This window comes from Acinetobacter sp. CIP 64.7 (genome assembly GCF_000369745.1).
Lineage (GTDB): Bacteria > Pseudomonadota > Gammaproteobacteria > Pseudomonadales > Moraxellaceae > Acinetobacter > Acinetobacter fasciculus.
Genome location: NZ_KB850179.1, coordinates 794,161 through 814,271 on the forward strand (window position 1 = coordinate 794,161; position 20,111 = coordinate 814,271).

The window sequence follows — 20,111 nt, forward strand, 5'->3', positions numbered from 1 at the left end:
TGCTTTTATCTTTATTTTCTGAGCAAAAAGCCATGATAATCCATGATTTGACAATAAATTTTGCACTGTTTAAATCCGACTTTGGTTAAAAGCGCTTTAAAATTATGCGCAGATAACAAGTAAAAATCCTGCTCCAAGCGTTCAATCATCTTGGTACTTTGCGTTACACTCAACCCTGTCTGTTGTGCCATCTTCTGCATAGTTTTAATGTCTTGCTGATCTTCAGGTTGCATCAGATCATAGGTCAATGCAAGACCATTGGTTTTAAGACACTGATAAATAGCCTGAAAAAATCCGTTTTTTTCGGAATTTGGAATGAAATGTGCCACTAGAATGGCCAACGCAGCATCAAACGTATCCGGCTGATTCAAATCTTGGATTGTGCTTTGGATAAGTTGTACCCTTTGTTGATCTATGGAATTCAGATTTTTACTAACCTGTTCCAGCATAGCTGCTGATGGATCAATTGCAGTAAAGGTCCAGTCTGGATGTTGCTCTAATAAATACGACAATTCATAACCTGTTCCGCAACCCACTATTAATATATGTGCGGTTTCTGGGAGTTCAGTGCTGAGAATTGCTTCAATCTGCTGATGCACCAGTTCATAACCGGGAATCAGTTTACGGATATGATCGTCATAACTGGCGACCACGACTTCACTGTGAAAGTTTTTTGCCATATTTTACTCTGATTTTAGATGTTCAGTACATTCATGTATTTCTATTACCAGACCGTCGTGATCAGTAAATTCATTTACAGACATTTTAGAATCTTGCTAAATGTACAACCTCAAACTGCTAGATATATTGAACGTCCATTGCGCAGGTTTTTCGTTACTTTGACGGGGCAAAGTAACCAAACCCTTTTGTTTCACTGATATGGCATCCCTGCCATACAGTGAAACGGCGACATCCATGTCGCCGGGCTCTCTGATGAGTTGCTATTAATTGTTAGCTTTAGGATTAGTTCTAACGTAAAAAATAAAGTTTAAGCAATCTCTTTCAAGTTCAGCTCTTCACGCATAAATTCACGCAATTTGAACTTCTGCGCCTTCCCTGAAGCCGTCATTGGAAATTCCTGGAAGAAACGCACATAGCGCGGCACTTTATTGTGAGAAATATGCTCCTTACAATACTGACGGATGGTTTCTTCAGTACAAGGATCATTTTCATGCAGGATGATGCAGGCACAAAGTTCCTCACCATATTTATGGTCTGGCACCCCAATCACCTGTACATCTGAAACAGCCGGATGGGTATAAAGGAAATCTTCAATTTCTTTCGGGAACAGGTTTTCCCCTCCACGAATCACCACGTCCTTGATTCGGCCCTTGATTTTGACAAAGCCTTCATCATCCATTTCAGCGATATCACCGGTATGCATCCAGCGCGCCGCATCAATCACTTCCTGGGTTTTATCCTGATCTTCCCAATAACCGAGCATCACTGAATAACCACGTACACACAGCTCACCCAATTGGCCGCGTGGAACCACCTTGCCATTTTCATCGACAATTTTAACTTCCAGATGCGGATGTACCCGGCCAACCGTACTGACACGTTGCTCGACACTGTCTGCCGTTGAGCTTTGTGCACTGACGGGTGCGGTTTCAGTCATGCCATAACAAATCGTGATTTCAGACATATGCATCCGTTCAATCACGCGCTGCATAATTTCCTGCGGACATGGACTACCCGCCATAATCCCGGTACGCAGACTGGACAGATCAAACTCGTCAAACTGTTCATGTTCCAGCACCGCAATAAACATAGTCGGCACACCATAAGCCGCGGTACATCTTTCCTGCTGGATGGCTTTTAAGGTTTCCAGCGGATTAAACACGGCAGACGGATAGATCATGGCAGAGCCATGCGTAATACAGGCCAGATTGCCCATGACCATACCAAAACAGTGGAATAAAGGCACTGAAATACAGACACGGTCTTCTGGCCCTAAATGAATGGCTTCACCGACAAAATAACCATTATTTAAAATATTATTATGGGTCAACATGGTGCCTTTCGGATTGCCCGTAGTGCCCGAGGTAAACTGGATATTAATCGTTTCATCAAACTGCAATTCACTGGAGATCTGTTGCAGTTGTTCCAACTCTTGCGCACTAGGCGAGCTTAGTAAATCCTGAAAACGGTGGATGCCGGTATGCTGCTGATCATCAATTTTAATCACATGCTTTAAATGTGGCAGTCGCTCTGCATTAAGGAATTTACCTTCGGTTTCCTGCAATTCCGGTGCAATTTTAGTCAGAATTTCCTGATAGTCCGTCGTCTTAAACTGCGCTGCAATCACCAGTCCCTTACAGGAGACCTTGTTTAGCACATATTCAAGCTCGTTGCTTTTATAAGCTGGATTTAAATTCACCAGAATAATGCCTGCCTTGAAGGCTGCAAACTGGGTAATGGTCCATTCCACACAGTTCGGCGACCAGATCGCCAGACGATCACCTTTTTGCATACCCATTTTCAGCAGCTGACAGGCAAAGGCATTGACTTGTTCCTGTAGCTGCCGGTAACTGAGGCGTATGTTCTGATGCAAACTCACTACCGCATCACGTTCTGCATACCGCTCGCAAGCCTGATCAAATTTTTCACCAATCGTCATGCCCAATAAAGGCTGGCTGCTGGTTCCATAGGCATAGCTTAACCGTACTTGTGTCATTGAATCGATCTCCTTGATTCTTTGTAATTCTGATTTTCAACTTTACTAATTGTTTTATGACCACGACGACCTTGTCTGTGTACCGGTTTTTTGTGTGTTTATGCTTGTAAATTTTCCTCCTGTCCACGTACTGCGTTGACACAAAAATCGGCAATCTGTTTGACAAAGTGATCCTTATACTTCTGATCAAACATGACATTTCGGGACGGATTTAAAGGTTCAATCACGACAAAGGTCATGGCACCAACTACGCCCAACGCTGCCGTATTCAAATCTTCAAATTCGAATTCTCCATTGACCTTTCCTTCGGCCAGAATTTCCTTAATGCTCTGCTTGAGCAGCTGCTTACTGCGAAAACGCTCATGTTCCATTTCCGGATCAACCGGTTCGAACATCAGTGAATACGCCAGTTGGGGGCTATTCATGGCACGCTTGACAAAAGTTGTAACAGATTTTTGCAATTTCAGTTTTGGCGACAAATCTGACTCGGCAATATGGTTCAGGATCCCGACTTCATGCTGAATCGCGGCCGACAAAACCTCGATCAAAATCTGGCTTTTGCTTTCGAAATATCGATAGACCAGCCCTGTAGAAACGCCTGCGCGCTCTGCAATCGCCTGAATCGATGCCTCCTTCAAGCCCCCTTGAATAATCAGTTCACGAGCAGATTCCAAAATCGACAGGCGATTTTGTTCCATTCGTTCCTGCATCAATGATGATCTTTTATAACTCATAAAATTATTCTCAACAAGATAAAATGAATTGTAAATCATTTTGTGAATATAGATTCACTTTTTTATTTTTTCATTGTATGTTAAAACCACAAGCACAACAAAAATGCTTTTTTGGACACAACAAATATAACCTCAGGATGGATGAAGAATGAATTTACAAAGCTTGGATTTCGGTTTGGATGAAACTCTAATAGCGCTTCGTGATTCAGTGGCCGCTTTTTGCGCCAAAGAAATTACCCCGATTGCTCAACAGGTTGACCGTGACAACAGGTTCCCTGCCCACCTTTGGAAAAAGTTTGGCGAGATGGGCCTGCTCGGGCTGACAGTCAGTGAGGAATATGGCGGTTCAAATTTTGGTTATCTGGCGCACATCATTGCCATGCAGGAAATTTCCCGTGCTTCTGCATCCATTGGGCTGTCCTATGGCGCACATTCTAACCTATGTGTAAACCAAATTAAGCGAAATGGTACTGAAGAACAGAAACAGCGTTATCTGCCTAAACTGATTTCAGGTGAATATGTCGGTGCCTTGGCAATGTCTGAACCGAATGCAGGCTCGGATGTGGTGAGCATGAAACTGAAAGCAGAAGACAAAGGCGATCACTACCTGTTGAATGGTTCAAAAATGTGGATCACCAATGGTGGCGATGCCGATGTCCTGGTGGTCTATGCAAAAACCGATTTGCAGGCCGGCGCCAAAGGCATGACCGCCTTTCTGGTTGAAAAAAATATGCCAGGTTTCAGTCATGGCACACATTTGGACAAACTGGGTATGCGCGGTTCAAACACTTATCCGCTGTTTTTTGACAATGTCGAAGTACCCAAAGAAAACGTCATGGGCGGCGTCGGTAATGGCACCAAGGTCTTGATGAGTGGTCTGGACTATGAGCGTGCTGTATTGAGTGCTGGCCCACTGGGGATTATGGATGCCTGTATGGATACCGTGATTCCATATATTCATGACCGTAAACAGTTTGGTCAGGCGCTGGGCGAATTCCAGTTAATGCAAGGCAAAATTGCCGACATGTATTCGACCTGGCTAGCCTGTAAGGCACTGGTTTATGCGGTCGGTGCTGAATGTGACAAAGCTGAGCATAGCCGTAGCCTGCGTAAAGATGCTGCCAGTGCCATTTTATATGCTGCTGAAAAAGCGACCTGGATGGCAGGAGAAACCATTCAGACTTTAGGTGGTAACGGTTATATCAACGAATTTGCTGCCGGCCGTTTATGGCGTGATGCCAAACTGTATGAAATTGGCGCCGGTACTTCAGAAATCCGCCGCATGCTGATTGGCCGTGAACTTTTCAACGAAACAGCCTAAACCTTAACACTTAGAATAAAACAAGGATGTTGGTCATGAATCAGTTATCGAGCAAAATCAATATACGTAGTGAAGAGTTTAAAACCAACCAGACTGCCATGCTGCAACTGGTGGATGACCTAAAACAGAAAATTGAAAAAATTGCTTTGGGTGGTGGCGAAACTGCCCGTCAAAAACATCTGGACCGTGGCAAATTACTCCCCCGTGAACGGATTAATCACCTGATCGATCCAGGAACCGCTTTTCTGGAAATTGGTCAGCTGGCTGCCTATCAGGTGTATCAGGATGATGTTCCTGCCGCAGGTGTGGTCGCTGGTGTTGGTCAGGTCAACGGTGTGACCTGCATGATCATCGCCAATGATGCTACGGTGAAAGGCGGTACTTATTATCCATTAACAGTGAAAAAGCATTTACGTGCCCAGGAAATTGCCGAACAGAACCATCTGACTTGTATTTATCTGGTGGATTCAGGCGGTGCATATTTGCCTTTACAGGATGAAGTATTTCCAGACCGCGATCACTTCGGCCGTATTTTCTACAATCAGGCACGTATGTCGAGCCAAGGTATCGCCCAAATTGCAGTGGTGATGGGCAGCTGTACTGCAGGCGGTGCTTATGTGCCTGCCATGTCAGATGAAACCATTATTGTCCGCAATCAGGGCACCATTTTCCTAGGCGGCCCTCCTCTAGTTAAGGCAGCTACTGGTGAAGTGGTGTCCAGTGAGGATCTCGGTGGTGGTGATGTGCATACCCGTTTGTCTGGCGTGGCTGATCATCTGGCTGAAAACGATGAACATGCACTTGCGATTGCCCGCAACATCGTGGCCAACCTGAACAAAAAGCCAAACAAGACCGCAGATGAAATCGAAGCGCCGCTGTTTGACAGTTCGGAACTGTACGGCATTGTGCCGAGTGACGCGCGCAAGCCTTTTGATATCCGTGAAGTGATAGCGCGTATTGTCGATGGCTCACGTTTTGACGAGTTCAAGGCACGTTTCGGCACTACCCTGGTGACCGGTTTTGCCAAGCTCTATGGCATGCCGGTCGGGATTATTGCCAATAATGGCATTCTATTTTCCGAGTCTGCCCAAAAAGGCGCACATTTTATTGAACTGTGTACCCAGCGCAATATTCCGCTGATTTTCCTGCAAAACATTAACGGCTTTATGGTCGGTCGCCAGTATGAAAATGAAGGCATTGCCAAAAATGGTGCCAAGCTGGTGATGGCCGTCGCCAACGCCAATGTGCCTAAGTTGACTCTAGTGATTGGCGGTTCTTTTGGTGCTGGCAACTACGGTATGTGTGGCCGCGCCTACTCGCCGCGCTTTATGTGGACCTGGCCAAACTCGCGTATTTCAGTGATGGGCGGTGAACAGGCCTCTAGCGTTTTGTCGACCTTAAAACGTGACCAGATTGAACAGAAAGGCGGCAGCTGGTCAGCTGAAGAAGAAGACCAGTTTAAACAACCAATTCGTGATCAATACGAACGCCAAGGCCATCCTTATTATGCGTCTTCGCGTTTATGGGATGACGGTGTGATTGATCCGGCGCAATCACGTGAGGTTCTGGCTTTAAGTCTAGCTGCAGCCCTGAATGCGCCCATCCAGCCAACCAAATTCGGCGTGTTCCGCATGTAAGAGGTGACAAAATGACATATCAATTTTTACAGCTCGAACAGCAGAATCAGGTGGCAACGGTTTGGATTAACCGTGCTGAACTGCACAATGCCTTTAATACTCAAGTCATTGAAGAACTGCATGCTTGCTTCCAGTCTTTAAATAACCGTGATGATGTACGCGTGGTGATTCTGGCGGGTCGTGGCAAAAGCTTCTCTGCGGGTGCGGATCTGAACTGGATGAAACAGGCCGGTCAGGCATCACAGGCAGACAATGAGGCGGATGCGCTCAAACTGGCAAAAATGCTGCAAAGTCTGGCGACCTTAAAACAGCCAACCATTGCCCGGGTACACGGCATTGCCTTTGGTGGCGGCATGGGGCTGGCCTCAGCCTGTGATATTTGTGTGGCCAGTACAGATGCCAAGTTTGCCACTTCCGAGGTTCGCTTAGGTCTGGCACCTTCGACCATCAGCCCGTATGTAATTCGTGCAATTGGTACACGTCAAGCTTCACGTTATTTCCTGACTGCCGAGCGGATTACTGCTGAACAGGCCAAAAGCATTGGTCTTGCGCATGAAGTCACTCCACCAGAACAGCTCGACAGCAAAATTGATGAAATTGTGGAAGCACTTTTACTTGGTGGTCCTGCCGCACAGAGCGCATCGAAACAGTTGATTCAACTGGTTGACCAACAGGTATTGACCGAAGATTTACTGCTTAAAACAGCACAGCATATTGCCCATATTCGCCAGGGAGATGAGGCGAAAAATGGACTGAATGCATTTTTGAACAAACAAAGCCCGGCTTGGATCAAGACCACGGCATAACAACGAGAAGGATCCTACAATGTTTGAGAAGATTTTAATTGCCAACCGTGGTGAAATTGCCTGCCGTGTGATTCGTACAGCGAAGAAATTAGGAATTGCCACCGTTGCCGTCTATTCCGATGCTGATGCGCAGGCACAACATGTGAAACTGGCCGATGAAGCGATCTATATTGGTGAATCGCCAGCAGCTCAAAGTTATTTGCAAATTGATCGCATTATTCAGGCAGCCAAAAACACTGGTGCCCAGGCGATTCACCCCGGTTATGGTTTCCTGTCCGAAAATGACCAGTTTGCCTTGGCCTGTCAGGACAACAATATTGTCTTTATTGGCCCGCCAGTCGATGCCATTCTGGCAATGGGTCTAAAGGCCACCTCTAAAGCGCTGATGGAAAAAGCCGGTGTGCCTCTAACCCCCGGCTATCATGGGACCAATCAGGATGCCGACTTCCTGAAACAGCAGGCAGACAATATTGGCTATCCGGTACTGATCAAGGCCAGTGCCGGTGGTGGCGGTAAAGGCATGCGTCTGGTGGAACGCAGCGAAGATTTTCTTAGCTCGCTTGCTTCATGTAAGAGTGAAGCACGTTCAAGTTTTGGCAATGAAGACGTTCTGATTGAACGTTATGTGATTCAGCCACGTCATATTGAAGTGCAAGTTTTTGGCGATACACATGGCAACTATGTACATCTGTTTGAGCGTGATTGTTCGGTACAACGTCGCCACCAGAAAGTGCTAGAAGAAGCGCCTGCACCAAAAATGCCAGAAGATAAACTGGAAGCGATGCGTCAGGCTGCGATTGATGCCGCTCGTGCAGTGAATTACGTTGGCGCCGGTACGGTAGAGTTTATTGTCGAGCAAGACGGTACGGCCTATTTCATGGAAATGAACACCCGCCTACAGGTTGAACATCCGGTGACTGAAATGATTACCGGACAGGATCTGGTAGAATGGCAACTGCGCGTAGCTTTTGGTGAACCTTTACCGAAGCAGCAGCATGAATTGCAGATTCACGGTCATGCGCTTGAAGCCCGTGTCTATGCTGAAGAGCCGGAAAAAGGTTTTATCCCGGCGATCGGTCAGATCAGCTACCTGCATTATCCGGAGCAAAGTGACTGTGTACGTGTCGATAGCGGTATTGTCGAAGGCGACGAGATCAGCACTTATTATGATCCGATGATTGCCAAACTGATTGTCTGGGGTAAAAATCGTGAAGCAGCCCTAACCCAGATGCACCATGCGCTGGGTCAGTTCCATGTCGATGGTCTGGGTAACAATATTGCTTTTCTAGATCGCCTGGTGCTGTGTGACTCGTTTAAAAATGCACATTTAGATACTGGCCTGATTCAGCGTGAAGAAGAATTTCTGCTCAAACCTTCTGCGGATATCCGTGCCGAACTGGTAGTTAGTGCCGCACTGATTGAACTTCTGTCACATCAGGCACAGAATCCCGTTCCAAGCAACCCGGTATGGCAGCAGCAAGCATTCTGGCGCTTAAACCAACAGAATAGTCATACAGTGCAATTACAACGCAATGGCATTAACCTGAAAATTCAGTTCAGCACCCAAGATCAAGGCTTTGTTGCCAGCTATAACGGTCAGCAAATTCAGATTCAGGGTCAACTCGTCGATGCCCATACTTTAGCCTTGCAACTGGCGGGTAAACAGCAAAAACTGGCTTTTAGCCAGAGTGAGCAAGGCATTACCCTGTTCCAGAATGGTCAAAGCTATAAGTTTAATTACTTGAAGTCTGATTTTAATAATCAGGATGAACAAGGCACGGAAAATAACCTGATCGCACCAATGCCAGGTGTCATTACCCAGGTGCTCGTGGCAGCCAATGACAAAGTCAAAAAAGATGATGTGCTGATGACGCTGGAAGCCATGAAGATCGAATACTCGATTCGCGCACCGCATGACGGCATCATCGCAAGCTCATATTTTCAGAAGGGTGATCAGGTTAAAGCCGGTGATGAACTGGTCGAGTTCCAGCCTCTGGCGGAGGAAGTGGCATGACGGATTTTGTCAAAATCGTAGAGGTCGGGCCACGCGATGGCCTGCAAAATGAAAAAATACCTTTGACATTGGATGACCGGAAAAACCTGATTCTGGACCTAATGAAAACCGGTCTGCAGTCCATCGAAGTCGGCTCCTGCGTTTCAGCCAAATGGGTACCGCGAATGGCAGACAGTGATGTGCTCTTTGCCAGCCTACCCCAAGATCCGAATATTCAGTTCAGTTTATTAACCCCAAACATGAAAGGTTTTGAATCGGCACTGGCTGTGGGTTGCAAGGAAGTGGCGGTATTTACTGCAGCTTCTGAAAGCTTTACCCGCAAAAACATCAACTGCTCGATTGATGAAAGCTTCGAGAAGTTTGCCGATGTCATGGCAGCAGCCAAAGCCAATGATATTAAGGTACGTGGCTATGTTTCCTGCATGGCGGACTGTCCTTATGAAGGTGCCATTGATCCGAAGCAGGTGGTCAAAGTCACCCAGCGTTTGCTGGAGATGGGCTGCTATGAAGTGTCATTGGGTGAAACCATTGGTACAGCAACACCGGATCGGGTGAAAAATGTCTGGGAGGCCTGTCTGGCTGAACTTGATACTAAAGTTTTGGCAGGCCATTTTCATAATACTTACGGCATGGCCATTGCCAATATTTACCAGTCTTTACTGCAAGGCATTCGGGTCTTTGATTCATCCATTGCCGGCCTAGGTGGTTGCCCTTATGCCAAAGGCGCTTCCGGCAATGTCTCAACTGAAGACCTGTATTACCTGCTCTCGAATATGGGCTTTCAAACCGGTATTCAGCTGGATGCCCTGATGCAGGCCAGCCGTAATATCAGTGAAGTCTTGCAGCGCAATAATCCATCCAATTATGCCAATGCCTATTGGCAAAAAGCCTGTGCTTGAAAATAAACTTGCTTGAGCAAAATGCTTTCAAGCAAGCCATAAGGATATAAGCAGCAGATTGAAGTCTGCTACAACAATAATAGAGGTGACAAGATGTCAAACAAGGTTTATGACAGCGCTCAATCCGCCTTAAAGGATGTGGTGCAAGATGGTCATACTCTGGCCGTTGGTGGTTTCGGCCTATGTGGTATTCCAGAAGCCCTGATTACAGCACTAAAAGAAACAGGTGCTAAGCAACTCACCTGTATTTCCAACAATGCCGGCGTAGACGGCTTCGGTCTCGGACTTCTGCTGGAAACCAAACAAATTAAAAAAATGATCTCCTCTTATGTGGGTGAGAATAAAGAGTTTGAACGTCAATATTTAAATGGCGAACTGGAAGTTGAGCTGACCCCACAGGGTACACTGGCAGAAAAATTACGTGCTGGCGGTGCCGGTATTCCGGCTTTTTATACGGCGACGGGTGTCGGAACCGTGATCGCTGAAGGTAAGGATGTCCGTGAATTTAATGGCAAGTCTTACATTCTGGAAGAATCTTTAACAGCTGATGTTGCTCTGGTTAAAGCCTATAAGGCCGATAAAGCCGGCAACCTGATTTTCCGTAAAACCGCCCAGAACTTTAATCCGGTCTGTGCCATGGCCGGCAAAATTACCATTGCTGAAGTCGAAGAGATTGTCGAAATTGGCGTGCTGGATCCAGATGAAATCCATCTTCCGGGAATTTATGTGAACCGGATAGTCGTGAATGCTCAACCGGAAAAACGTATTGAACAGATGACCTTAAAGGCGGAGGCTTGATCATGGCTTGGACACGTAATGAAATGGCGCAGCGCGCGGCACAAGAGCTTGAAGATGGTTTCTATGTCAATTTAGGGATTGGCCTGCCGACGCTAGTCGCAAATTATATTCCGGAAAATATCAATGTCTGGCTGCAATCGGAAAATGGTTTGCTGGGGATTGGTGAATTTCCAACCGAGGAAACTGTCGATGCCGACCTGATCAATGCCGGTAAACAGACGGTTACCGCGCGAAAAGGTGCTTCATTTTTCTCAAGTGCCGACTCCTTTGCCATGATCCGTGGTGGTCATGTCAATATTGCCATTTTGGGAGCCATGGAAGTGTCTGAAACTGGTGATCTGGCCAACTGGATGATTCCGGGTAAAAAGGTCAAAGGCATGGGCGGTGCCATGGATCTGGTCGCGGGTGTACAAAAAGTCGTGGTCTTAATGGAACACTGCGCCAAAGATGGTACACCGAAGATTGTACCGCAATGTAGCTTGCCGCTGACTGGTCAAGCTGTGGTCAACCGGATTATTACCGACCTCGGTGTACTGGATGTTAGTCCTGATGGAATTCGACTGGTTGAACTGGCACCAGAGGTCAGTTTTGAGGAGATTCAAAAAGTCACTGGGGTAGCGCTATTACGTAATGCTGCCTGATCCAGCCAGCCCTTAAGAATGAAGCATCTTAAGGGCTTTTTTATATATAGCCGTTTCATTTCAAAATAATAATCGCAGAATAAATGGATTTTAATCATGCAAACTCAACAAAATATTTTGCAGCGCTTCGCCTTGCGCGTCAGCGACTGGTCTGAAAAATGGTTTCCGGATTCTTATATTTTTGCCCTGCTCGGCGTCATCATTGTGGCGATTGCCGCTATCGGAATTGGTGCACCGGCACAGGATGTCGCGATTTCCTTTGGTGACGGCTTCTGGAGCCTGATTCCCTTTACCTTGCAGATGTGCATGCTGATCGTGGTCGGTTATGTGGTTTCGGTGTCCAAGCCTGTCCAGCTTCTGATCCAGAAAATGGCGCGCCTGCCACATTCCGGTCGTGGTGCGATTGTCCTGGTCGCCACGGTCAGCCTGTTAATTTCTCTGATTAATTGGGCCATGAGTACTGTACTGACTGCACTCCTAGTGATTGCACTGGCACAGCGTAAAGAGCTTAACATGGATTACCGCGCTGCTGCGGCTGCCGCGATTATCGGGATGGGTGCGACCTGGGCACTGGGCATCAGTTCTTCAGCTGCACAGTTACAGGCCAATAAAAGCAGTCTGCCTGAACCGATTTATAATCTGACGGGCGTGATTCCATTTACCGAAACCATTTTCCTGCCGCAATCCATGATCATGACGGCGGTACTGATTGTAGCTTCAATTGCGATTGCTTACTGGTCAGCACCTAAAGGGTCTGACATTAAAACCATTGAGCACTTCCCGATTCAGATTGAAGAAGAAAAACCGGAAGTATCTGCCGAAAAAAGACCGGGGGATTGGCTGGAAAATTCACCCATTTTAAGCATTCTGATTGTGATTCTGGGCGCAGTCTGGATGTTTAACGAATTTTCCAAAAGCAATCCGATTCTGGCCATTTCCAGCTTAAATACCTATAACTTTATCTTCCTGATTTTGGGCGTGGCCTTACACGGTACACCGCGAAATTTCCTGAATGCGGTATCCAAAGCCGTACCCGCCATTTCTGGGGTACTGATCCAGTTTCCGCTGTATGGCAGTATTGCCTTTATGATGACCAATGCGCTAAACCCGGCCGATCTGTCATTGTCACATTACATTGCCGAGTTCTTTGTTTCCATTGCCTCGCAGGAAACCTTTGCCATTGTGATGGGCTTATACTCGGCGATTCTGGGTTTCTTTATTCCTTCTGGCGGAGGGAAATGGATTATCGAAGCGCCCTATGTGATGCAGGCTGCGCATGACCTGAAAGTGCATCTGGGCTGGTCGGTACAGATTTATAATGCGGCAGAAGCCTTGCCGAATCTGATTAATCCATTCTTTATGCTTCCGATGTTGGGTATCCTGAAATTAAAAGCCAAAGATGTGATTGGATTTACGGTGACCCAGTTGATTTTCCATCTGCCTTTGGTACTGTTCCTGCTATGGTTCCTTGGTCGGACATTGACTTATAGCCCGCCGGTATTTTCTTAATTTAAGATAATAAAAAAGGACGAAAATTCGTCCTTTTTTATTTAGGCCGCTCTCTTAATTTCCTGTCTTCTCAACTACACCTTCATCATCTACTTCACGTACAATTCCCGTTTCGGTATTCACGACCTCAAAGGTCACGCGACGATTCTGAAACTGTCCGGCAGGTGTGGCATTGGGTTCAACCGGCTGATCCTCTCCCATGCCAACTGCCTGTAACTGTGCAGGATTGACCCCTTTTCCAACGAGATAACTGGTAATCGCTTGAGCTCGTTGCACAGACAGCACCTTATTTTCTGCTTCACTACCCTGAGCATCGGCATGTCCTGTAACCTTCAGAATGACATGCGGTGCTCGTTGCAATAATGCAGCAGCCTGATCCAGCACCAATTTATTGACCTCGGGAACTTCAGTCGATGCCGTATCAAAATTAATGATCTGTAAATTCAGTGCAGTCGCCACATCCAGCGCTTTAACATTATCGGTCTTGATACTGGCCAAGGCTTGTTCTGCCTCACTATTGGCGGTATTAATCACGTCACTTCTATTGAGCGGCTGCTGGGTCACCACTGTGACATTTTTGGCCAGACTACGAATTTGTGCTGCCAGACGCTCGGCCTCTGCATTGGTTGCTGCACGCACTGAAACCTGATTGCCAATCCAGTCAAGTGACACATTTGGCATTCCCTGCATTGTTCTCAACACAGTCGGAATAGTATCCTGATCAATAAATTCTGAATGATAAACCTCACTGCTCAGCGCCCCACAACCAATATTATAATTAAAGATCTGTTTAATCTCGTTTTGCAAAATTTCCATATACTGCGGATTATTCAGCTGTAATTGACAACTGAAAATTTCGCCATTACTGCCTGTACTTAATCGCAAGGATGCAGGCTGAGCTGCAGCAACTTCACTGGTCGCTTGGGTATTTGAATCTTCAACATCATCCTGCATGCAGCTACGAACCAAAAACAGGATCAAACCCGCCAGGATCAGAAAAATAATAAACGGCCATAAAAAGCCGGTTTTTCTTTCTTCCTGAACAATGATGGTCTGCTCCGCCAATACAGGTTCCTGATTTAAATTCTGCCCTGCCAAGGGTGAAACTCCAAGCGCTGCCAGAATAGGGCCAGCCCAAAGGGGTAATGCGCGCTGAATCGAATCGGCGTGGGTTTCCAGCAAATGGCTAATCGCTTCCGGACTCGAAGCACCTGCTTCAGTCTGTAAAAAATTCATGGTCGGTACAATTGACCGGTTCAAGGTATGCTCTATTTCATCTTGCGGCGCGCTCTGATCCACTTGATCGAGAAATTGCTGCTTGAGTGCCGGGTTTGCATTGAATAATTCATGGATTTTTGGATTGAGTTGCTGACCAAGATTCTCAATCCAGGCTGGACGTGCACGCAATATATTTAAAAATATAGGATAGAATTGAGTCAGTGCCTGATCTTTGGCAAATAAATGCTCGGTTTCACCTTGAAGCACAATCGCCGTAACATCGCTTTTTAAGCGTTCTATAAAGTCTATATTCATAATCGTCACCATTCTTTTGATTTTTCTAATAATGTTTAATATTTAATCAGTGTAACGATCCCCATTTTTTTAAAATGTAAATAATTGTATGAATATCATAAAGTTTCACTATTTTTATTGAGCACTCATTTTACTGATACAGAATTTAAAAATAAAAAAAGCCAGCCGAAGCTGACTTTTATAAAATTGGGATCACTTAAGCAGTAAAAGTTTGAACAACTTTACCCAGCACTTTTTGATTAATTAGCGGGGTATTTTTACCTTGTGACACGATGCTTTCTTTATTCAGGGTCCATTCCAGTTCCGGATCTAGCAGCACCCAGCCTGATTCATTTATCCATCGATCTGCCATTTGTGCAACACGTGCCGGAGCTAAGGTTACTTTTTCCACCCATTCCAGTGGGGTCAACAAACCCTCACGAATCAGTTGCAGACCAAAAGGCACATAGGTATCAAAAGCAGTGAAACCTGGCTGCGTTTCAGCAAACGGCGCCATTTTCGCAGAGCTGCTCAGCGGTTCATGATGAGTACAAATCGCATCAATCACACCTGATTTTACACCCTGACGCAGTAATTCTTTATCCTGCTCAGAACGGAGTGGCGGACGTACATGTGCAAGAGAGTTAAATCCATCAATCAAATGATCGGTCAAATGTAACTGATGCATCGCTACATCACAGGTCACCGGTAAGCCTTTTTCCTTGGCAATACGGATCAATTCGACTGATGCACCACAAGACAACAGACCGAAGTGTGCACGTACATGGGTTGCTTCAATCATCAACAGATATTTGGCAATCGCCACGGTTTCAGCCAGTGCCGGAATCATCGGCAAGCCCTGACGTGAAGCAATAAAGCCTTCATGCACACAGCCGTCTTTGGCAATTTGTGGTTCTTCTGCATAGAACACCACCGTCAAGTCTAAACCTGCAGCATATTCAAGTGTACGTAATACCACATCATCATTGGCAAACGGCGCACTGGCATTGGAAACCGCAGTACAACCGCCCTTTTTCAAGCCCGCCATATTTGCCGGTTGTTGACCATTTAAGCCTTGGGTTTGCGCACCAATCACTTGAAGATAGATCCCACCATCCAGCATGGCTTTTTCGACCAGACCATGAATCAGCGCACCATTATCTTGTACGATTGGCTTTGAATCGGGTGGCGTAAATACGTGCAAAATGCCATTTTCACGTGCCGCTTTTCCTTCAGACTTAAGCGTACCGTGTTGCTGTTGACCCGGTTCACGTAAACGCGCACACAAATCGACCATGGTTGGCATTAACCATTTGCCTTGACCATCAATCGTTTCAAAGACGTCTGCTGTTTCTGCAACGAATTTACCATTTTCCAGATACACGGTCTGGATAGAATTAGTGTTTTGGATCGGATCAAGAACACGGACATTTTCAATTTTTACAATAGTCATGACTTATTCCTTAACCCGCAATCGCTTCAATCAAACCTTGTTCTTGTAACTGGCCTTGCATCGATAAAGCCAACACCGCCATACGCACGGCAATACCATTGGTCACCTGCTTCAAAATCACAGATTGCGGACCATCCGCAATACTTGAGTCGATTTCAACGCCGCGGTTCATTGGTCCCGGATGCATCACGATACAATCCGGTTTGGCCATGGCAAGACGTTCTTTATTCAAGCCATACATTTTGTAGAACTCTGCTTGCGAGGCCAGTGCCGGAGAATCAATACGCTCGTTTTGAATACGTAAGGTAATGATCACGTCGCAGTCTTTGATGCCGTCTTCCATATTGTTAAATAGACGAACACCATCGCCATATTCTTCAAAACCCAATGGCAGCAAGGTATTCGGTGCAATCACCCGGATATCCTGGCAACCTAAAGTTTGCAAGGCAGCCACATCTGAACGCGCGACACGTGAATGCTTGATATCGCCAATAATGGCAATCGACATTTCTTCGAATTTTTTATTGGTTTCGCGGCGAATGGTCAGCATGTCCAGCATCGCTTGAGTCGGATGCGCATGACGGCCATCACCGGCATTAATAATTGCCACTGTTGGACAGACATCCTTGGCAATAAAATGCGCTGCCCCTGAAGATGAATGACGCACCACGAAAATATCGGCCGCCATGGCTTCCAGATTCCATAAGGTGTCACGCAGGGTTTCACCTTTGGAAGTACTCGAACGGGCAATATCGATATTGAGAACGTTGGCAGAAAGGCGCTTGGCAGCGGCTTCAAAGGTGGTGCGGGTACGGGTTGAATTTTCGAAGAACAGGTTCATCACCGTTTTGCCTTCGAGCAAATTATTGGTGATCAGCTGATTTTGGTCATTAAAAAAGGACTGTGCAGTGTCCAATATTTTTGTCAGGGTTTCTTTAGAAAGACCTTCGATGGTCAAGAAGTGTTTTAGATTACCTTCTTTATTGAGTTGAATCTGGCTCGGTGTATGCAATGCCGCCAAGTGCATGAGAGATTCCTTATGCGTTAAGTCAACATATTATACAGAGATTGGCGAATTTTTATAGTTGGCCATGCTGCTACTTGTACAAAAAGCATCTGAACAATAAAAACAAAAAATCAGATTCCTTTGTATTTTTTCAATAACATAATTTAACCCGATTTGCATCTTGCTGATTTTAAGTACAAAACCAACGGGCGCTTCAGTCTGGAGCATTCACACCCATCTCAGGTTTAACGCAGTGCACCAATATACCGATGTGACACCTGTGCACGATAGATATCGTCTTCATCCGGTTCGACCGAGATCAGCCCTTCCTGCTGGATCGGATGTGCAGATTCTGTTTGTGAGTCTTGTGCTGTTTCAGAAATCTCCAGTACCATTTTGAGGCGCTGGATCAGATGATTCAAATCTGGATCCTGGGTTTGCTCTGCCAGTTGAATCACATGCCGGGCATAATCCAGGTTCTCTGCCAGATAAATTGCATCAATTACCCGACCGGAAACCCGTCGTAAACGTGCATAAATTAAAGTGGCCACTGAAAAAGCGTCATGGTTGCGTAACTGATTCTCTAACATCTTAACCCCCATTATAAAATTGAAAAATCAGGCAGCCATCGCTCCCCATCGACTGACCGCCTGATTTGCCATGTATAGAGCAAAATGCATACCAGTTCCTCAATTTATAGTGTGAATATTATTTTTCTCTATCACATGCCACGGCCTTTCAGAGAATTTCAAAAGCTTTCAATATAAAAATACGGTAAACTTAGCGCAGTTTTTTATTTATCTTTTTTGGTCTCTCTATTATATGAATACCTCTCCACGTTTAAGCAATTATTGGGTCACCTGTGCCGATGGTCTGGAAACCTTATTAGAAGAAGAAATACAAGGCTTAGGTGTTCAGAATATTGAGCGTTTTCCAGGCCGTTTAACCTTTAAAGGTACACTGGAAAATGCTTATCGTATCTGCATGTGGTCACGTCTGGCTTCACGTGTCTTGATGCCGATCCACACGCATGAAATTGAATTTTCTCATGATGCGCGTGATGTGGCAGAAGAACTCTATGAAGGGGCTCTCAGCTTTGACTGGTCGCTGATTTTTGCACCACAAAGTACCTTTGCGATTCGTTTGCATGTCGAACGTGATATCAAGGTCAATACCCAGTTTGCGACTTTACGTGCCAAAGATGGTGTCGTAGATTCCTTTATGGAAGCCGTAGGCAAACGTCCAAGCATTGATACCAAACAGCCTGAAATTACCATGTATATTCTGGCAGGCAAGAAAGAACATACTTACTGCCTGGACCTGTCTGGCGACTCTTTGCATAAACGCGGTTATCGCCGCTTTATGACTGACGCCCCAATCAAGGAAAACCTGGCCGCTGCGATTCTGCAAAAAGGTGGTTTAAAAGCGTTAAATCCGGACATCATTGTCGATCCAATGTGTGGTTCAGGTACCTTTATTATTGAATCCCTAATGATTTTGACCGACCGTGCACCGGGTCTGGTCCGTCGTTTCGGTTTTAATGGCTGGAATGGCCATGACCATGAACTGTGGATGAGCATCAAGGCCGAAGCTGCTGAACGTCATCAAGCGGCAATGGAAAATCCATTACCACAATTCTATGCCTTCGATGCGGACTGGGAAGCGGTTAAAGCCACCAGACAAAATATTATCGCGGCGGGTTTTGAAGCTGCTCTCGACAATATCATGATCGAAGAACGGACTTTAAATGACTGGCCTGATTTCCATGCAGAAGGCAAGAAAGTATTCTTCGTGACCAACCCGCCATATGGCGAACGTCTCGGCGATAAAGCGCAAAACCGTTCTTTATACCTGGGTTTATCGGCTTTATTGCAAAAGAATTTCCCGAATCAAAAAGCGGCTGTGATTGCCTCCCAAGTGGAACAGGCCGATGTGCTAGCGTTCAATGATCCGCAAATCCTGCGTTTGATGAATGGTAAATTGCCGATCTATATCCGCTTCGGTACGGTTAAACCGGCCGCAGTGGTACGTCCATTCCTAGAAAGCTGGCAGCCTCAGCAGTTTGAACCGATTGAAGGTGCGATGGAATTTGCCAACCGTCTGACCAAAAATATGCAAGCTCTAAAAAAATGGGCAGTCAAGGAACAGATCCATTGTTTACGTCTCTATGATGCAGATTTACCTGATTTTAACGTCGCAGTAGATCTGTATGGCGAGCGTTTGCATGTACAAGAATATGCGCCACCTAAAACTATTGATCCGGAAAAAGCCAAAAAACGTTTCAACCTGGCCTTACAGGCAATTCGTGCCGTGACCGGTTTGGGCCGTGATGCGATCTTTATCAAGACCCGTGCACGTCAGGAAGGTAAAAACCAGTACACCAAACAAAGTACAGCATCCAAGCGTTTTATCGTTCAGGAAGGTCAAGCCAAGATTCTGGTCAACCTGACCGATTATCTGGATACCGGTCTGTTTCTGGATCACCGTCAAATGCGTTTACGTATTGCACGTGAAGCAAAAGGCAAACACTTCCTGAACCTGTACAGCTATACCTCAACGGCAAGTTTACATGCTGCTTTGGGTGGTGCTGCAAGTACAACCAGCGTCGATCTGTCGAATACTTATTTGAACTGGTCTAAAGAAAATTTTGTTCTGAACGGCTTAACCGTGGATCATGCGGATGAACAGCATCAGTTCTTTGCCTCTGACTGTTTCGAATGGCTAAAAGAAGGTCATGAGCAATATGAGCTGATCTTTATCGACCCACCAACCTTCTCAAACTCGAAGAAATTCTACGGGACCTTTGACGTACAGCGCGACCATTTGTCCCTGTTAAAACGTGCGATGAACCGCTTAACCACTGATGGTACCTTGTATTTCTCAAATAACTATCGTGGTTTTGAGATGGATGAAGAAATTCTGGCCTTCTTTGATGTTGAAGAAATTACCCAGGAAACCATTGGACCTGACTTCAAGCGGAATCAAAAGATTCACCGTGCCTGGAAAATCCGTCATCCGCAAGTGTAATTTGATGATGAATTAACTGTCTTTATCACGATTGATATCTTCTTTATTTTCCCTGAGCTGAGTTTTAAGCCATGCTT

Annotated in this window: 16 protein-coding genes; 9 read left to right on the forward strand and 7 right to left on the reverse strand. The window is 45.9% G+C overall.

Annotated elements, in window-relative coordinates:
• Nucleotides 1-11: 11 nt before the first annotated feature.
• From F890_RS10265 to F890_RS10275, 3 genes are all read right to left on the reverse strand, one after another.
• The gene (locus F890_RS10265; protein ID WP_004280114.1) at nucleotides 12-680 is read right to left on the reverse strand and encodes a class I SAM-dependent methyltransferase; all 669 of its coding nucleotides are present in this window, start codon (nucleotides 678-680) and stop codon (nucleotides 12-14) included.
• Between the two features lie 308 nt (nucleotides 681-988).
• Complete coding sequence (locus F890_RS10270; RefSeq protein ID WP_004280116.1) at nucleotides 989-2,677, reverse strand: AMP-binding protein; 1,689 nt, start codon at nucleotides 2,675-2,677, stop codon at nucleotides 989-991.
• Nucleotides 2,678-2,775: 98 nt separating this feature from the next.
• Nucleotides 2,776-3,411, reverse strand: coding sequence for a TetR/AcrR family transcriptional regulator (locus F890_RS10275; protein WP_005251442.1), 636 nt, complete (start codon nucleotides 3,409-3,411; stop codon nucleotides 2,776-2,778).
• 148 nt (nucleotides 3,412-3,559) lie between these two features.
• On the opposite strand from F890_RS10275, the gene F890_RS10280 reads away from it, so the two are divergent.
• From F890_RS10280 to F890_RS10315, 8 genes are all read left to right on the forward strand, one after another.
• Complete coding sequence (locus F890_RS10280; RefSeq protein WP_005266781.1) at nucleotides 3,560-4,732, forward strand: isovaleryl-CoA dehydrogenase; 1,173 nt, start codon at nucleotides 3,560-3,562, stop codon at nucleotides 4,730-4,732.
• A gap of 35 nt (nucleotides 4,733-4,767) precedes the next feature.
• Nucleotides 4,768-6,369, forward strand: coding sequence for a carboxyl transferase domain-containing protein (locus F890_RS10285; protein ID WP_005266783.1), 1,602 nt, complete (start codon nucleotides 4,768-4,770; stop codon nucleotides 6,367-6,369).
• 11 nt (nucleotides 6,370-6,380) lie between these two features.
• Complete coding sequence (locus F890_RS10290; RefSeq protein WP_004280123.1) at nucleotides 6,381-7,175, forward strand: enoyl-CoA hydratase/isomerase family protein; 795 nt, start codon at nucleotides 6,381-6,383, stop codon at nucleotides 7,173-7,175.
• Between the two features lie 19 nt (nucleotides 7,176-7,194).
• Nucleotides 7,195-9,189, forward strand: coding sequence for an acetyl/propionyl/methylcrotonyl-CoA carboxylase subunit alpha (locus F890_RS10295; protein ID WP_004280124.1), 1,995 nt, complete (start codon nucleotides 7,195-7,197; stop codon nucleotides 9,187-9,189).
• Nucleotides 9,186-10,088 (forward strand): hydroxymethylglutaryl-CoA lyase, encoded by a 903-nt coding sequence (locus F890_RS10300; protein ID WP_005251439.1) that lies wholly within the window; start codon nucleotides 9,186-9,188, stop codon nucleotides 10,086-10,088. The genes F890_RS10295 and F890_RS10300 overlap by 4 nt, the downstream gene beginning before the upstream one ends.
• A gap of 93 nt (nucleotides 10,089-10,181) precedes the next feature.
• Complete coding sequence (locus F890_RS10305; RefSeq protein WP_005251436.1) at nucleotides 10,182-10,886, forward strand: CoA transferase subunit A; 705 nt, start codon at nucleotides 10,182-10,184, stop codon at nucleotides 10,884-10,886.
• 2 nt (nucleotides 10,887-10,888) lie between these two features.
• Entirely contained in the window at nucleotides 10,889-11,527 is a 639-nt protein-coding gene (locus F890_RS10310; RefSeq protein WP_005104503.1) for a CoA transferase subunit B, read from the forward strand.
• Between the two features lie 96 nt (nucleotides 11,528-11,623).
• Nucleotides 11,624-13,036, forward strand: a complete 1,413-nt coding sequence (locus F890_RS10315) for a short-chain fatty acid transporter (protein ID WP_004646585.1) — start codon at nucleotides 11,624-11,626, stop codon at nucleotides 13,034-13,036.
• A 54-nt stretch (nucleotides 13,037-13,090) separates the two neighbouring features.
• On the opposite strand, the gene F890_RS10320 is transcribed toward F890_RS10315, so the two are convergent.
• From F890_RS10320 to F890_RS10335, 4 genes are all read right to left on the reverse strand, one after another.
• A complete protein-coding gene (locus tag F890_RS10320; RefSeq protein ID WP_005266787.1) occupies nucleotides 13,091-14,581 on the reverse strand; it encodes an OmpA family protein in 1,491 nt (496 codons plus the stop codon).
• A 184-nt stretch (nucleotides 14,582-14,765) separates the two neighbouring features.
• Nucleotides 14,766-16,001, reverse strand: a complete 1,236-nt coding sequence (locus tag F890_RS10325) for a dihydroorotase (RefSeq protein WP_005266789.1) — start codon at nucleotides 15,999-16,001, stop codon at nucleotides 14,766-14,768.
• A 10-nt stretch (nucleotides 16,002-16,011) separates the two neighbouring features.
• On the reverse strand, nucleotides 16,012-17,028 hold the full coding sequence (locus F890_RS10330; RefSeq protein ID WP_004280134.1) for an aspartate carbamoyltransferase catalytic subunit: 1,017 nt from the start codon (nucleotides 17,026-17,028) through the stop codon (nucleotides 16,012-16,014).
• Between the two features lie 224 nt (nucleotides 17,029-17,252).
• Entirely contained in the window at nucleotides 17,253-17,597 is a 345-nt protein-coding gene (locus F890_RS10335) for a hypothetical protein (protein WP_005251424.1), read from the reverse strand.
• Between the two features lie 232 nt (nucleotides 17,598-17,829).
• Between F890_RS10335 and rlmKL the strand changes: the two genes are divergently transcribed.
• The gene (rlmKL, locus tag F890_RS10340; RefSeq protein WP_004280136.1) at nucleotides 17,830-20,034 is read left to right on the forward strand and encodes a bifunctional 23S rRNA (guanine(2069)-N(7))-methyltransferase RlmK/23S rRNA (guanine(2445)-N(2))-methyltransferase RlmL; all 2,205 of its coding nucleotides are present in this window, start codon (nucleotides 17,830-17,832) and stop codon (nucleotides 20,032-20,034) included.
• Nucleotides 20,035-20,111 lie beyond the last annotated feature (77 nt).

What these genes read in the sequence shown, in the direction of transcription:
- F890_RS10265 (WP_004280114.1), bottom strand. Translation starts at nt 680, where the DNA reads ATGGCAAAAAACTTTCACAGTGAAGTCGTGGTCGCCAGTTATGACGAT.
- F890_RS10270 (WP_004280116.1), bottom strand. Translation starts at nt 2,677, where the DNA reads ATGACACAAGTACGGTTAAGCTATGCCTATGGAACCAGCAGCCAGCCT.
- F890_RS10275 (WP_005251442.1), bottom strand. Translation starts at nt 3,411, where the DNA reads ATGAGTTATAAAAGATCATCATTGATGCAGGAACGAATGGAACAAAAT.
- F890_RS10280 (WP_005266781.1), top strand. Translation starts at nt 3,560, where the DNA reads ATGAATTTACAAAGCTTGGATTTCGGTTTGGATGAAACTCTAATAGCG.
- F890_RS10285 (WP_005266783.1), top strand. Translation starts at nt 4,768, where the DNA reads ATGAATCAGTTATCGAGCAAAATCAATATACGTAGTGAAGAGTTTAAA.
- F890_RS10290 (WP_004280123.1), top strand. Translation starts at nt 6,381, where the DNA reads ATGACATATCAATTTTTACAGCTCGAACAGCAGAATCAGGTGGCAACG.
- F890_RS10295 (WP_004280124.1), top strand. Translation starts at nt 7,195, where the DNA reads ATGTTTGAGAAGATTTTAATTGCCAACCGTGGTGAAATTGCCTGCCGT.
- F890_RS10300 (WP_005251439.1), top strand. Translation starts at nt 9,186, where the DNA reads ATGACGGATTTTGTCAAAATCGTAGAGGTCGGGCCACGCGATGGCCTG.
- F890_RS10305 (WP_005251436.1), top strand. Translation starts at nt 10,182, where the DNA reads ATGTCAAACAAGGTTTATGACAGCGCTCAATCCGCCTTAAAGGATGTG.
- F890_RS10310 (WP_005104503.1), top strand. Translation starts at nt 10,889, where the DNA reads ATGGCTTGGACACGTAATGAAATGGCGCAGCGCGCGGCACAAGAGCTT.
- F890_RS10315 (WP_004646585.1), top strand. Translation starts at nt 11,624, where the DNA reads ATGCAAACTCAACAAAATATTTTGCAGCGCTTCGCCTTGCGCGTCAGC.
- F890_RS10320 (WP_005266787.1), bottom strand. Translation starts at nt 14,581, where the DNA reads ATGGTGACGATTATGAATATAGACTTTATAGAACGCTTAAAAAGCGAT.
- F890_RS10325 (WP_005266789.1), bottom strand. Translation starts at nt 16,001, where the DNA reads ATGACTATTGTAAAAATTGAAAATGTCCGTGTTCTTGATCCGATCCAA.
- F890_RS10330 (WP_004280134.1), bottom strand. Translation starts at nt 17,028, where the DNA reads ATGCACTTGGCGGCATTGCATACACCGAGCCAGATTCAACTCAATAAA.
- F890_RS10335 (WP_005251424.1), bottom strand. Translation starts at nt 17,597, where the DNA reads ATGTTAGAGAATCAGTTACGCAACCATGACGCTTTTTCAGTGGCCACT.
- rlmKL (WP_004280136.1), top strand. Translation starts at nt 17,830, where the DNA reads ATGAATACCTCTCCACGTTTAAGCAATTATTGGGTCACCTGTGCCGAT.